Origin of the sequence: Nocardia sp. NPDC004568 (assembly GCF_040609955.1) — a bacterium.
GTDB lineage: Bacteria > Actinomycetota > Actinomycetes > Mycobacteriales > Mycobacteriaceae > Nocardia.
In genome coordinates this window covers 68,817-83,180 of the sequence record NZ_JBEXLL010000014.1, presented here as the reverse complement: position 1 = coordinate 83,180, position 14,364 = coordinate 68,817, and the positions used below count along the sequence as shown (strand labels likewise).

The 14,364-nt window shown below is 69.5% G+C and carries 12 protein-coding genes; 8 read left to right on the top strand and 4 right to left on the bottom strand.

Annotation, left to right across the window (positions count from 1 at the left end):
* Positions 1 to 65 precede the first annotated feature (65 nt).
* On the top strand, positions 66 to 509 hold the full coding sequence (locus ABZV91_RS09925; protein WP_355238197.1) for a hypothetical protein: 444 nt from the start codon (positions 66 to 68) through the stop codon (positions 507 to 509).
* Between the two features lie 67 nt (positions 510 to 576).
* On the opposite strand, the gene ABZV91_RS09920 is transcribed toward ABZV91_RS09925, so the two are convergent.
* Positions 577 to 810, bottom strand: a complete 234-nt coding sequence (locus ABZV91_RS09920) for a hypothetical protein (protein WP_355238194.1) — start codon at positions 808 to 810, stop codon at positions 577 to 579.
* A 381-nt stretch (positions 811 to 1,191) separates the two neighbouring features.
* Here ABZV91_RS09920 and ABZV91_RS09915 point away from each other — a divergent pair, with 381 nt between their 5' ends.
* From ABZV91_RS09915 to ABZV91_RS09890, 6 genes are read left to right on the top strand one after another with little or no spacing between them, the layout of a single operon-like run.
* Positions 1,192 to 1,281 carry a potassium-transporting ATPase subunit F gene (locus ABZV91_RS09915; protein WP_157181736.1) on the top strand — a complete coding sequence of 30 codons (90 nt, stop codon included), beginning with the start codon at positions 1,192 to 1,194 and terminating at the stop codon, positions 1,279 to 1,281.
* On the top strand, positions 1,282 to 2,952 hold the full coding sequence (kdpA, locus tag ABZV91_RS09910) for a potassium-transporting ATPase subunit KdpA (RefSeq protein ID WP_355238191.1): 1,671 nt from the start codon (positions 1,282 to 1,284) through the stop codon (positions 2,950 to 2,952). It abuts the gene before it with no gap.
* The gene (gene kdpB / locus ABZV91_RS09905; RefSeq protein ID WP_355238188.1) at positions 2,952 to 5,099 is read left to right on the top strand and encodes a potassium-transporting ATPase subunit KdpB; all 2,148 of its coding nucleotides are present in this window, start codon (positions 2,952 to 2,954) and stop codon (positions 5,097 to 5,099) included. The genes kdpA and kdpB overlap by 1 nt, the downstream gene beginning before the upstream one ends.
* 1 nt (position 5,100) lies before the next feature.
* Positions 5,101 to 6,048, top strand: a complete 948-nt coding sequence (locus ABZV91_RS09900; RefSeq protein ID WP_355238185.1) for a potassium-transporting ATPase subunit C — start codon at positions 5,101 to 5,103, stop codon at positions 6,046 to 6,048.
* A 25-nt stretch (positions 6,049 to 6,073) separates the two neighbouring features.
* A complete protein-coding gene (locus ABZV91_RS09895) occupies positions 6,074 to 8,620 on the top strand; it encodes a sensor histidine kinase KdpD (protein ID WP_355238182.1) in 2,547 nt (848 codons plus the stop codon).
* Positions 8,620 to 9,339, top strand: a complete 720-nt coding sequence (locus tag ABZV91_RS09890; protein WP_355238179.1) for a response regulator — start codon at positions 8,620 to 8,622, stop codon at positions 9,337 to 9,339. Before ABZV91_RS09895 ends, ABZV91_RS09890 begins: the two co-directional genes overlap by 1 nt.
* A 120-nt stretch (positions 9,340 to 9,459) precedes the next feature.
* On the opposite strand, the gene ABZV91_RS09885 is transcribed toward ABZV91_RS09890, so the two are convergent.
* Complete coding sequence (locus ABZV91_RS09885) at positions 9,460 to 11,283, bottom strand: alkyl sulfatase dimerization domain-containing protein (RefSeq protein WP_355238176.1); 1,824 nt, start codon at positions 11,281 to 11,283, stop codon at positions 9,460 to 9,462.
* Positions 11,284 to 11,707: 424 nt separating this feature from the next.
* Between ABZV91_RS09885 and ABZV91_RS09880 the strand changes: the two genes are divergently transcribed.
* Positions 11,708 to 11,944 carry a LapA family protein gene (locus ABZV91_RS09880; RefSeq protein WP_355238173.1) on the top strand — a complete coding sequence of 79 codons (237 nt, stop codon included), beginning with the start codon at positions 11,708 to 11,710 and terminating at the stop codon, positions 11,942 to 11,944.
* Between the two features lie 15 nt (positions 11,945 to 11,959).
* Here ABZV91_RS09880 and ABZV91_RS09875 read toward each other — a convergent pair whose 3' ends face one another.
* Together ABZV91_RS09875 and ABZV91_RS09870 are read right to left on the bottom strand one after the other, a co-directional pair.
* A complete protein-coding gene (locus ABZV91_RS09875; RefSeq protein ID WP_355238257.1) occupies positions 11,960 to 13,651 on the bottom strand; it encodes a SulP family inorganic anion transporter in 1,692 nt (563 codons plus the stop codon).
* A gap of 47 nt (positions 13,652 to 13,698) precedes the next feature.
* Positions 13,699 to 14,355, bottom strand: a complete 657-nt coding sequence (locus ABZV91_RS09870) for a GAP family protein (protein WP_355238170.1) — start codon at positions 14,353 to 14,355, stop codon at positions 13,699 to 13,701.
* Positions 14,356 to 14,364 lie beyond the last annotated feature (9 nt).

Here is a 14,364-nt window from a genome sequence, read left to right as displayed (position 1 = left end):
AGTAGCGATAGCCGATCGATCTGCGAGTGATCCACACCACTTCATCGAAGGTCGAGAGGATGCTCATGAAGACACTCAGCGTGTGCGTGATCGCGGCGGTCGCGGCGGTACTGGCTGCCTGTGGTTCCTCCCAATCGGATACGGAGCCGTACACGGCTGTCGCGTCGGCGGTCCCGGTCCGGATCACCACCGTCACACTCACCGCGCCCGCACCCGCACCCGCACCACAATCGGCCGGCACCGAGACGGCGCCCTCGGTCGCGGATACCGCGACCGGCGCGACGATGCCCGCGGTCGTCTGTATGAACCTGCAGGCGGCACAGGATCTCATCCAGACGACCGGGGTCTTCTACTCCCGCAGCGAGGACGCCACCGGCCGGGGCCGGTCGCAGGTGGTGGACCGCAACTGGGTCGTGGTCGCGCAGAGACCCGAGCCCGGCACGCCGATCGGGGAAGGCGACGCGGTGCTGTCGGTGGTCAAGGTGGGCGAGCCGACCGACTGCTACTGACCGAGGCGCGCCGCGGGCCTGCCGCCTCCCGGCCGGAGGCGGCAGGCCCGCGGCGCTCCCGGCGCCGTCAGGTGGGTACGCACGGGGTGCCCGACGAATACACGTGCAGCACACACCGCACGGCCAGGATGACGGCCTGGACCAGTTCGAGTGGTTGATAGGCGAACGGGTGCATGAGCGATCCTCCGTGGTGCGTGCCGGACAGAACCGGTCGGACGGCCGTGGCGAACACATGCGCTTCCCCTACAGCCTGCGCCTTCGGCGCCGTGTCGCGGGCGGATTCGCGGATACCTGCGCTCATAGACTGCACCTACCGCCCACCTTCCCGGGTAGCGGGGATCGATCGTCCGGCGACCGGCTCGGCCACGGCAGTGCACGGCGCGGAAGACACCGGTTCTCCCGGTGGACACAACGGTGGCGACGCACCTCACAACGGGCGGGCGGCACGCGCAAGGAAGACGTCAAGGCGGGGACGCGGCCCGTAAAGGACCCGTCAACGGGCGCGGGTCCCCTACCGCGCGGCTCGTAATTTCGATCCGGTTCGGCAGCAGCGGCCGATCGGCCGCGTCACGCTGCCCAGGGTTCTCGGAACGGAGGCGTAAGTGTCGATCCTGGCCTTTCTCGTGGTCACGGTCGCGGTGTTCGGTGTGCTCGGATTCGTGCAGCGAATGGTGGAGCGCCTGTGAACATCGTCAATGCCGTCGGACTCGTCCTGGCTGTTCTGGTGACCGCGTTCCTGGTGGCCGCCCTGTTGTTTCCCGAGAGGTTCTGAGTGAGTACCACCACCGCGGGGATCCTGTTCCTCGCCGCTCTGGTGATCGCCCTGGCCGTGGTGCATGTTCCGCTCGGGGACTACATGTACCGCGTCTACACCCGAACCGGGCATTCCCGTATCGAGCGCGGTATCTACCGGATCATCGGCGCCGACCCCGACCGTGAGCAGACGTGGGGCGGCTATGCCCGCAGCGTCCTGGCCTTCTCCGCGATCAGCGTGCTCTTCCTGTTCGTCCTGCTGCTGATCCAGGACAAGCTGCCGCTGGTCCCCGCCGACCCCGGCACCCCCATGACCGCGGCACTGGCGTGGAACACCGCCGTCAGTTTCGTGACCAACACCAACTGGCAGAACTACGCGGGCGAATCCACTCTCGGCCATCTGGCCCAGGCCGGCGGCCTGTCGGTGCAGAACTTCGTCTCGGCCGCGGTCGGGATGGCCGTCGCCATGGCGTTCGTACGGGGTTTCGCGCGCTCGCGGGCCGGTGAACTGGGCAATTTCTGGGTCGATCTGGTGCGCGGCACGCTGCGTATCCTGCTCCCGATCGCGAGTGTGGCGGCCGTCGTGCTCATCGCCGGTGGTGTCATCCAGAATTTCCACCTGCACGATCAGGTCGCGACCACCCTCGGCGGCGCCGGGCAGACCCTGCCCGGCGGCCCCGTCGCCGGACAGGAGGCGATCAAGAACCTCGGCACCAACGGCGGCGGGTTCTTCAACGCCAACGCCGCGCATCCCTTCGAGAATCCGGTCGCGTGGACGAATTGGCTGGAGATCTTCCTGCTGATGGTCATCGCCTTCTCGCTGCCGCGCACCTTCGGCCGCATGGTGAACAGCCCGAAGCAAGGATTCGCCATCACCGCGGTCATGACCGTGCTGGCCCTGCTGAGCATCGGTCTGGTCAACCTCTTCCAGCTCCAGCACCACGGCACCGTGCCGGCCGCGGTCGGGGCGGCCACCGAGGGTGTCGAACAGCGCTTCGGAGTGGCGGATTCGGCGACCTTCGCCGCGGCCACCACACTGACCTCCACCGGCGCCGTCGATTCGGCGCACGATTCCTACACCGGCCTCGGCGGCATCATGCTGATGTTCGATATGCAGCTGGGCGAGGTCGCGCCCGGTGGTGTGGGGTCGGGACTGTACGGAATGCTGATCCTGGCGGTGATCACGGTGTTCGTCGCCGGATTGATGGTCGGGCGCACCCCGGAATACCTCGGTAAGAAGATCACACCCCGCGAGATCAAGCTCGCCGCCGGATATTTCCTCGTCACCCCGGTGATCGTGCTGACCGGTACCGCGACCGCCATGGCCATGCCCGGTCAGCGCGCGTCCATGCTCAATTCCGGCCCGCACGGACTGTCCGAAGTGCTCTACGCCTTCACCTCGGCCGGAAACAACAACGGCTCCGCGTTCGGCGGCCTGACCGGTAACACCGAATGGTTCAACACCGCGCTCGGCCTGGCCATGCTCTTCGGTCGCTTCCTGCCGATGATCCTGGCCCTGGCCCTGGCCGGCTCGCTCGCCCGGCAGGGCACCACCCCCGTCTCGGAGGGCACCCTGCCGACCCATCGGCCGCAGTTCGTCGGCCTCGTCGTCGGCGTGACCGTGATCCTGGTCGCCCTCACCTTCCTGCCCGCGCTGGCGCTCGGGCCACTCGCCGAAGGGCTGCACTGATGTCCACTCCCACTCTCGAACACCCCGGTGTCCCGGCCGGGCCGCGATCCGGGAAGAAACCGGTCCGCGGCGGGCTGCTGGATCCACAGATGCTGCTGGCCTCGCTACCGCAGGCGGTGCGCAAACTGGACCCGCGAACGCTGTGGCGCAATCCGGTGATGTTCATCGTGGAGATCGGCGCGGTCTGGGCGACCGTGCTGGCGATCGCCGAGCCCAGCTTCTTCGCCTGGGCGATCGTGGCCTGGCTGTGGCTGACCGTGGTGTTCGCCAATCTGGCCGAGGCCGTCGCCGAGGGCCGCGGGAAGGCGCAGGCCGACACCTTGCGCAAGGCCAAAGCCGATACCGTCGCCCGGCGGCTGCCCGACTGGTCGCCCGGCGCGGCCGGGACCGAGGAGCCGGTCCCGGCGCCGGAGCTGCGGCGCGGCGACCACGTGGTGGTGGAGGCCGGGCAGGTGATCCCGGGCGACGGGGATGTGGTCGAGGGGATCGCCTCGGTGGACGAATCGGCCATCACCGGTGAATCCGCGCCCGTGATCCGGGAATCCGGCGGTGACCGTTCGGCCGTGACCGGGGGTACCACGGTGCTGTCGGATCGCATCGTCGTCCGGATCACCCAGGAGCCCGGGCAGAGCTTCATCGACAAGATGATCGCCCTCGTGGAGGGCGCGGCCCGGCAGAAGACGCCGAACGAGATCGCGCTCAACATCCTGCTGGCGGCCCTGACCATCATCTTCGTGGTCGCGGTGGTGACCCTGCAGCCGCTGGCGATCTACTCGAGGGACAACAACCCGGGTGTGCCGGACGGCCTGGCGCTGGGCAGCTACGGGATCACCGGGATCGTGCTCGTCTCGCTGCTGGTGTGCCTGATCCCGACCACCATCGGCGCACTGCTGTCGGCGATCGGCATCGCGGGCATGGACCGGCTGGTACAGCGCAATGTGCTGGCTATGTCGGGGCGCGCGGTCGAGGCCTCCGGTGATGTGAACACGCTGCTGCTGGACAAGACCGGGACCATCACCCTCGGCAATCGGCAGGCCGCGGATTTCGTCCCGCTCACCGACGTCGCGGCCGACCGGCTGGCCGATGCCGCACAGCTGTCCAGCCTCGCCGACGAGACACCGGAGGGCCGGTCGATCGTGGTGTTCGCCAAACAGGCGTACGGACTGCGGGAACGCACCGCCGGCGAACTCACCCACGCGCACTGGGTCGCATTCAGCGCCGCGACCCGGATGTCCGGGGTGGATGTGGACGGACACCAGTTGCGCAAGGGCGCGGCCAATTCGGTCGCCGACTGGATCCGCGGCCACGGCGGCACGGTACCCACCGAACTCGGCACCATCGTGGACGGGATCTCCGCCGCGGGCGGCACTCCCCTGGTGGTCGGCGAGATCCTCGACGGCGATGCCCGGGTGCTGGGCGTCATCCACCTCAAGGACGTGGTGAAACAGGGCATGCGGGAGCGCTTCGCCGAGATGCGCCGGATGGGTATCCGCACCGTCATGATCACCGGCGACAATCCGCGCACCGCCAAGGCGATCGCGGACGAGGCCGGGGTGGACGATTTCCTGGCCGAGGCCACCCCGGAAGACAAACTCGAGCTGATCAAACGGGAGCAGGCGGGCGGCCGGCTGGTCGCCATGACCGGCGACGGGACCAACGACGCGCCCGCGCTGGCGCAGGCCGATGTCGGGGTCGCCATGAACACCGGCACCTCGGCGGCCAAAGAGGCCGGGAACATGGTGGACCTGGATTCCGATCCGACGAAACTGATCGAGATCGTGGAGATCGGCAAACAGCTGCTCATCACCCGCGGGGCCCTGACCACCTTCTCGATCGCCAACGATATCGCCAAGTATTTCGCGATCATCCCGGCGCTGTTCGTCGGCCTGTTCCCCGGACTCGACCTGCTGAACATCATGCGGCTGACCAGCCCGCAGTCGGCGATCCTGTCGGCGGTGATCTTCAACGCCCTGGTCATCGTGGCACTCATCCCGCTGGCGCTGCGCGGTGTCGGGTACACACCCGGCAGTGCGTCGAGCCTGCTGAGCCGCAACCTGTCGATCTACGGGCTCGGCGGGATCATCGCGCCGTTCCTCGGGATCAAAATCATCGACCTCTTCGTCCGATACCTCCCCGGGATGTCCTGATATGTCTCTCTCCGATCTGATCCGGCAGCATCTGGCGGCGCTGCGCGCGCTGCTGGTACTGACCCTGGTGACCGGTCTGCTCTATCCGGCCGGTGTCTGGGCGGTGGGCCAGCTTCCCGGACTGCGCGACAAGGCGAACGGTTCGATCATCGAAACCGACGGCCGTATCACCGGCAGTTCGCTGATCGGCCAGTCCTTCACCGATGCGGACGGAAAGCCGATCACCTGGTATTTCCAGAGCCGGCCCTCCGCCGCCGGCGACGGCTACGACGGGCTGGCCTCCGGCCCTGGCAATCTCGGCCCGGAGGACGTCGTCGACACCCCCGCCGATCCGGCCCTGCTCGCCTCCGGGGCCGACCCGGAAGCGGCCGGATTCGAACCCGGCCTGCTCACCCAGGTCTGCACCCGCAGTCGCGAGATCGGCGAGCGAGAGGGGGTGGACGGCGCCCGGCCGTTCTGCACTCCCGGCGGCGTGGGAGCGGTGCTCGCGGTGCTCGGGACCTTCGCCCACGACGGGACGGTCACCCCCACCCGGGTGGTCAGCGTGAACGAGCCCTGCCCGGCCGGGCGTGCCGGCTCCGGACCGGTTTTCCTGGCCGAATACCAGGGTGTGCGAGTCGAGTGCGCCCGGTACGGGGAGGACTATTCCACCGGACGGATCGTCCCCGTGGCCGGGCCCGCGCCCGCCGATCCGGCCGTCCCGGCCGACGCCGTGACCGGCAGCGGCAGTGGCCTGGACCCGCACATCTCCCCCGCCTACGCCGAGATCCAGGTGAACCGGGTCGCCGCGGCCCGCGGTGTCGACCCGGCCGCGGTCCGGGACACGGTGGCCGCGCACACCGCCGGCCGGGAACTCGGTTTCCTCGGCGAACCGCGGGTGAATGTGCTGGAACTCAATCTCGACCTCGATCGCCGTTATCCGGTTTCCGGCACCTCGGGCGGTGCCTGACCGTGCGCGGTGACATGATGCCGAAGTGAGCACCGCACACGACCGCACCCCGGGTGAGCTGCGCATCTATCTGGGCGCGGCTCCCGGGGTCGGCAAAACGTACGCGATGCTGGGCGAAGCGCACCGCCGGTTGGGGCGCGGCCAGGATGTGGTGGCCGCCATCGTCGAGACACACGGCCGTTCCCAGACCGCCGAACTGCTGGAGGGGATAGAGCAGCTGCCCCGCATCGCGATTCCCTATCGCGGGACGGTGCAGTACGAACTGGACGTGGACGCCGTGCTGGCACGCCGGCCCGAACTCGTGCTCGTCGACGAACTCGCCCACACCAACACCCCGGGCAGCCGCAACCGCAAGCGCTACGAGGACGTCCAGGAGTTGCTGGCCGCCGGGATCGATGTCGTCTCCACGGTGAACATCCAGCATCTCGAGGGCCTCAACGATGTGGTCGAGCAGATCACCGGCGTGGTCCAGCGCGAGACCGTACCGGACTCGGTGGTCCGCGCCGCCGACCAGATCGAGCTGGTGGACATCACCCCCGAGGCACTACAGCGGCGGATCAGCCGCGGCAGTGTCTACGCACCCGACAAAGCCGATGCCGCGCTCGCCCATTACTTCCGGCGCGGCAATCTCACCGCGCTGCGCGAACTGGCGCTGCTCTGGCTGGCCGACCAGGTGGACGCGGCCCTCGCGAAGTACCGCGCCGACCACCGGATCACCGACACCTGGGAGGCCCGGGAGCGGGTGGTCGTGGCGGTCACCGGCGGCCGGGAATCGGAGACGCTGGTCCGGCGGGCCGGACGGATCGCGGCCAAGTCCAGTGCCGAACTCCTCGTACTCCATGTGATCCGCGGTGACGGTCTGACCGGGGTGGCCGCGCCGCAGATGGCGGCGGTCCGGAAACTGGCCGCTCATCTGGGAGCCGAACTGCACACGGTGGTCGGCGACGAGGTACCCACGGCCCTGCTCGATTTCGCGCGCACGGTCAACGCCACCCAGCTGGTACTGGGGACCTCCCGGCGCTCCCGCTGGGCGCGGATGGTGGACGAGGGCATCGGCGCGGAGGTGGTGCAGCGCTCCGGCAAGATCGATGTGCACATGGTGACCCACGAGGCGGCGGGACGACGGCGGCGCCGGCGACGGCCCCGGCCCCGAATGCGGCGCACGGCGGCCTGGGTCGCGGCGTTCGCGGTCCCCTCGGCGATCTCGGCGCTGCTGGCGTCCTGGCTCGACCGCTATCTCGATCTGGTGAGCGAGAGCGCGCTGTACTTCGTCGCGGTACTGGCGGTCGCCCTGTTCGGCGGCGTCCTGCCGGCGATCGCCGCCGCACTGCTCGCCGGGCTGCTGCTCAATATCCTGTTCACCGATCCGCGATACAGCATCACCATTCAGGAACCGAACAATTTCCTGCCCGCGGTCCTGCTACTGGTCGTCGCGGTCGCCGTGGCGGTCCTTGTCGACACCGCGGCCCGGCGGGCCGAACAGGCCGGTCAAGCGTCCCGGGAGGCCGAACTGCTGACGCTGTTCGCCGGTTCGGTACTGCGCGGCGCCGACCTGACCGCACTGCTGGACCGGCTGCGCGGAACCTATGCGCAGCGGGCGGTGAGCCTGCGGCATCACACCGACGGGGTGATCGCCGCGGTCGGCACCGACCCACCCGAACGCGCCGACACCGCCGACACCGCGGTAGAGGTCAGCGACGGCGACTACTGGTTGCTGCTGGCCGGGCCGACCTTGCGCGCCCGGGACCGGCGCGTGCTGGAGGCGGTCGCCAACCAGGCCGTCGGGCTGGTGCAGCGGCAGCAGCTCGCCGAAGAAGCCAATCAGGCGGCCGCGCTGGCGGAGGCCGACCGCTTGCGGCGGGATCTGCTCTCGGCGGTGAGCCACGATCTGCGCACGCCGCTGTCCGCGGTCAAGGCCGCCGTGTCGAGCCTGCGCTCCGACGATGTCGAATTCTCCCCCGAGGACCGCGCGGAACTCCTGGCCACGGTGGAGGAATCGGCGGATCAGCTCACCTCACTGGTCGGCAACCTGCTCGATTCGTCCCGCCTGGCCGCCGGGGTGGTGCGGCCGCGGATGCGCCCGGTCTACCTGGACGAGGTCGTGCACCGGGCGCTGGTCAGTGTGGGGGTCAGTCCGCGCGGTGCCCGGCGCAGTTCGCTCGACAGAGTGACGGTCCGGGTGGGCGCGGTGGCCGTACACGCCGACGCCGACCTGCTGGAGCGCATCCTGGCCAATCTCATCGACAACGCGCTGCGCTACGGCGCGGAGTCCTCGGTGAAGGTGGACGCCGCCACGGCCGACGGGCGGGTGATCGTGCGGGTCGTCGACCACGGACCCGGTCTGCCGGGCGCCGATACCGAGCGGGTGTTCGATCAGTTCCAGCAGCTGGGCGACCGGGACAACACCAGCGGTCTGGGACTCGGGCTCTCGGTGGTCCGGGGATTCGCGGTCGCCATGGGCGGTGTCGTCACCGCCACCGACACCCCGGGGGGCGGACTGACGGTGACCGTCGATCTGGCGGTCGCACCCGGTAACGTCGACGAGAACTCGCCGGCGACGGAGGTGCGGTGATGAAGACTGCCCCGGAACAGGACGCCGGACCGGCGGCGGAGGCGACCGTCCTCGTGGTGGACGACGAACCGCAGATCCTGCGCGCCATGCGGATCAACCTGTCGGTGCGCGGATACGAGGTGGTCACCGCGTCCACCGGCGCGGGGGCGCTGCGCGCGGCCACCGAACGCCGGCCCGACGCGGTGGTCCTGGATCTGGGGTTGCCCGATATCGACGGGATCGAGGTGCTGGCCGGACTGCGCGGCTGGACCCGGGTGCCGGTGATCGTGCTCTCCGCCCGCACCGATTCGGCCGACAAGGTGGACGCGCTCGACGCGGGCGCCGACGACTACATCACCAAACCCTTCGGCATGGACGAGTTCCTGGCCCGATTGCGCGCTGCCCTGCGGCGCGCGGCGGCCTCGGCCGACACCGACGAACCGGTGGTGGAGACCGATTCGTTCACCGTCGACCTGTCGGCGAAGAAGGTCATCAAGGGCGGCACCGAGGTACATCTGACCCCCACCGAGTGGGGCGTGCTGGAGATGCTGGTGCGCAACCGCGGCAAATTGGTCGGCCGCACCGAACTGCTGCGCGAGGTGTGGGGGCCGGCCTATCAGACCGAAACCCACTATCTCCGCGTCTACATGGCGCAGTTGCGGCGCAAACTCGAGGACGACCCGTCCCATCCGCGGCATCTGCTGACCGAACCGGGTATGGGCCACCGGTTCCGGCAGTAGCGCCTGCTCACCGCTCAGCGGGTCGCCGCGTCGCCACGGCCGGATCTCGACCGCGCCAGGAGATCACCCGGGTGTGGGATGCCCGGGCCGGCGCGTCCGGTGCCCGGGCACACCGCGCGGTCAGGGCGTGACGATCGGGAACTGCGGATCCGGAGCGTCCAGCAACCCGATGAACGTATCGAGCAGGCTCCGGTCACCGGTGATCGTCACGCCGTCGAAACCTCGACCGCTCACCGCTTTCAACAGCTGTTCCTTGGTGAGCGTCAGCGTGAGGTCCGCGGGCCCGACGGCCGGCGCATCGGGTGTCGGGGCACGATGGGTGAGCGCGCCGTGGGACAGAGTGATGCGGTGGACGGCGTCCTCGTCGGTCAGTTCCCAGTCCATGGTGAAGGCGGTCGCGGCGGCACGCGGGCCGTCGACCCGGACCGCGAGGGAGTCGATGATCATCTCCAGCGTCAGCGCCGTCATCATCTCCGGACTCGCCGATTGGATCGGGGTCGGCGTCGGGCCCTTTCGCAGTTCCTGGGCACCGGTCAGATAGAAGTTGCGCCAGGTGCCGTTCTCGGCGCCGTGCCCGAGCCGGTCGTAGACCTGGGCCAGGGCCTCCTTGGCTCCCTCGTGGCCGGGTTCGGCGAACACCGCGTGGTTGAGCAGGGTCGCCGCGAATCGGAGGTCTCCGGCCTCGGCGTATTCGCGTCCCTTGGCGACGGTCGCCTCGATGCCGCCGTAGTCGGCCACATACCGCTGCGCCATCGCGACGGGCGGATGCTCCCACAGATGCGCCGGATTGCCGTCGTACCAGCCCATGTACCTCTGGTAGATCGCTTTGACGTTGTGGCTGGTGGAGCCGTAGTACCCGCGGTTGGCCCACACCTTCTCGAGGGCGGGCGGGAATTCGAACCGTTCAGCGATCTCCGGCCCGGTGTAGCCCGCGTTGGTCAGGCGCAGCGTCTGATCGTGGAGGTAGGCGTACATATCGCGCTGGTTCGCCAGCCACGCGGTCCAGTGCTCCCGGCCCCAGGTGGGCCAGTGGTGCGAGGCGAACGCCACATCGGCCCGGTCGCCGAACCGGGCGATGGCCTCGTCGAGATACTGTGCCCAGACCCGGGAGTCGCGGACCACCGCGCCGCGCAGGGTCAGCACATTGTGCATATTGTGGGTCGCGTTCTCCGCCATACAGAGTGCGCGCCGATCGGGGAACAGGAAGTTCATCTCGGCCGGGGCCTCGGTGCCCGGAGTCAGCTGGAACACCATCCGGACACCGTCGATCTCCTCTTCCTGCCCGGTGTGCGTGATGTCGACGGTGGGCGGGATCAGGGTGATGGTCCCGGTGGAGGTCGTCATCCCCAGGCCGGCCCCGATCTGACCGTCGGGCGCCTTCGGGAGCACCGCCCCGTACATGAAGACGGCCCGGCGGTTCATGGCGTTACCGGCGTAGACGTTCTCGCTCACCGCGTGTTCCAGGAATCCGGCGGGCGCCAGGATCGGCACCGGCGGATGACCGGCCGGCACCGCTGCCCGCGCCCCCGCGAAATGGTCCGCGTGCGAATGGGTGTAGATCATGCCGGTGACCGGCCGGTCGCCGCGTTGCGCGCGATACAGGGCCAGGCCCGCGGCCGCGGTCTCCTCCGACAGCAAGGGATCGATCACGATGACGCCCTCGCGCCCTTCGACCAGCGTCATATTCGACAGGTCCAGATTGCGGACCTGGTAGATACCCTCGGTCACCTCGAACAGCCCCTGTTTGCTGCACAGCTGCCCCTGCCGCCACAGGCTGGGATGCGCGGTGTCCGGGCAATCGCCGTCGAGGAATTCGTAGGCGCCGATATCGTAGACCACCGAGCCGTCAGCGGCCGTCACCACCGGCGGATCGAGTTCGGCCATGAACCCGCGCGTCGCGTTGCCGAAGTCGGCGGTGTCGTCGAAGTCCAGTTCCGTGGTCATCGTTACCTCGCGATCTGTCGGCTGGCTCTCGGGTAGCGACGCGGCCGCGTTCCGCCGGGCCGCCGCGCGGCCGGGTCCGCGCTCGAACAGCGATGTCGGCGCACCGGGATACCCACGCTAGGACCCGCGCCCACCCGCCGGATCACCTACCACGGGTGAACTGCCCGCTCGGCTCGTATGCCGGGCCGCGCGACCGGGGCGGGAGTGGGCGAGCGGGCCCGGCGGTCGCACTCGATGCGACAGGCCGGATACCGACGGGCGTATCCGGCCGCACGACGACACGTGGCGAACCCGCGGGCCGCGCCACCGCGTGCGGCGAACGTCGACCGGCGGCGGTCCCGGGTCATCCTCGGCGGGTGATGCCCGCGGGCCGGCCGCGACGCAGACTGCACAGTGTCGCGACCGACTTCCCACGGAGGATGTGATGACCGACCGAGCACGTGAACCGAAGCCGTCACTGCTGTCCCGGATCACCGTGAACCAGTGGCTGGCCCTGGTGCTGACCGTCGTCGCCGTGATCTTCGTCGTCGAGAACCGCGACCATGTGGAGATACATTTCCTGCCGATCACCGTCACCTCGCCGATGTGGCTGATCCTGCTGGTCATGTTCCTGATCGGGCTGGTGGCCGGACTGCTGATCCGTCGGCGCGGCGGGCGCTGACACCCCGACGCGGCCTCACCGCTCCTTGTCCGGGGGCTCATGGCGGGGTCGTGGCTCCGCCGCCACGGCCGCCGCGACGGTGGGGTACACGGGGATCCGCTGGGTGCCCGGTTCCGCGGCCTCGAGTTCGTCGCCGAACTGGCCGATGGAGTGCGCGATCCGGAAGTCCACGCCGCGCCGGGCGAGCGTATCGCGCAGGTCGACCAGCATGGCCGCGGCGGTCACATCGATCACGGGTGAGGTTTCGGCATCCAGGACCACCAGGCGAGTCCGCTTGTCGCACAGCTGTCGCACGCGTCGGCGGACGAAGTCGGCGTTGACGAAGTACAGCCCCGATTCCACGCGGATCACCAGCAGCTCCGGGCGCGGAGTGAGATCGGGGTGGCGGGCCACGTCCAGCCACAGTGGGCCGCGCGGGGCCAGCGCCGCGATATGGGGCTGGGAGGTGCGGTAGACCAGCAGCACCATGGCGAGGCCGATACCGATGAGCAGCCCGGGCAGCGTGCCGAAGAGCAGAACGCCCAGTAGCGCGCCCACCGCCGCGAGGAAATCGGCGCGGGCGGCGGCCCCGTAGATCCCGCCCAGCCATTCGGTCCACACCCGGTACAGGCGGCGCAGCGCCGCGATATCGACCAGTTCGACCACCGCCGCGATCACCACGGCGGCCAGGGTCGCTTCGGGCAACTGTTCGAACAGTCCGGTGAGGAAGAGCAGGGTGAGCACGGTCAGCGCCGCCACCACCAGGCCGCTCAGCTGTGTTTTCGCCCCGGCCGAACCGTTGACCGCGGTTTTGGAGAGACTGCCGTTCACCACCATCCCGGAGCAGAATCCGGCCCCCAGGTTGGCCGCGCCCAGCCCGAGAAGTTCCCGGTTCGGCTCCACCTCGTATCCGGCCTTCGCCGCATAGGTCTTGGCCGCGCCCAAACCTTCGGCGAACCCGATGAGCAGCACTCCGACGGCGGGGCCGAGCAGGTCGACATAGTCCCGCAGCGCCGGACCGGCGGGCAGACCGGGTGTCGGCATACCGGATTCGATGGGCCCCACGATCTCCACGCCCTTGTCCTCCAGGTCCAGCAGGGCCACCAGCAGGATCCCGCCGAGCACGGCGAGCAGCGACCCGGGAACCAGTGGCAACCAGCGCCGCACCCCGAGCACGAGCGCCAGGCTCGAGACGCCGATCAGCAGTGTGCGCCATTCGGTGTCGCCGAGATGGGTCAGCACGCCCCAGGCCTGGTCGAAGAAATCGCCGTCGTGCTTGCCGATACCGAGCAGCTTCGGCACCTGGCCGACAATGATGACCAGCGCCAGTCCGATGATGAACCCTTTGAGGACCGGTTCGGAGATGAACGACGCGACGAACCCGAGCCGCAGGAGCCCGGCCAGCAATCCGGCCACCCCGGTAGCGATCGCCAGCGCTGCCGTGAGCGCCAGGTAGCGGCCGCCGTCGGCACCGGCGAGCGGAGTGACGAGCGCGGCCGAGAGAGCCGCCGTGGCCGACATGGGTCCGACGACGAGGTGGCGCGAGCTGCCGGCCGATGCGTAGAGGACCAGTGACGGGACCGCGGCGTAGAGCCCGACCACGGGCGGCACTCCGGCGATGGTGGCGTAGGCCAGCGCCTCGGGCACCAGCACCGCCCAGACGGTGAGACCCGCGATCAGATCCGGCCGCAGCCACACCCGCCGATACCCGTGCAGCGAGGAGAACAGCGCGCCGGCCACTCCGGCGCGTCCGGATTCCGAAGCCGCCGAATCCGTCACAGGCCACCGATCCCCTTGCCCAGGACGACGGCGCCCATCACCAGCAGCATCATCGCCATGACCACATGGTTGTTGGCCTCCAGCCAGGCCCGGCTGCGGTCCAGCACACCGCGCAGCCGATCCGCCGCGACGGCGTACCCGGCCACGACGCCGAGGACACTGGCCGCGGCGAGCACCGTGAACACGACCACGGCCACGATCTGGACGCCCATCGCCGACCCGCTCGCCCCCACCGCCACCCCGGCCGACACACACAGCAGCAGATTCTTCGGATTGACCGCCGCGAGAGCGGCGCCGAGCAGAACGGCTTTCCCGGCGGTCAGGGAATCGACACTCCGCATCCACCCGGGTGGGGCGGTATCCGCGCGGCGTCGCCACTGTACGAGCGCCACCGCCAGCAACAGCAGTCCCAGCACGATCCGCGCCCACGCCGCCCCCGCACCGGGCGCGGCGTCGGCGGACAGCCCGATCGCGGCGGCGAGCACGGCGAAGACGACGGTGGCGAGCAGGATGCCGCCGGTCCAGCCGGTGGCGAAACCGGCCGTCGCGGCGGACGCGTTCTTCGACAGGATCATCAAGATGGCGACCACGATCGGAATCGGTGAGATCGCCACCCCCACCGCCAACGGAAGCAGATCACCCAGGACCACCACGCGCGGGTC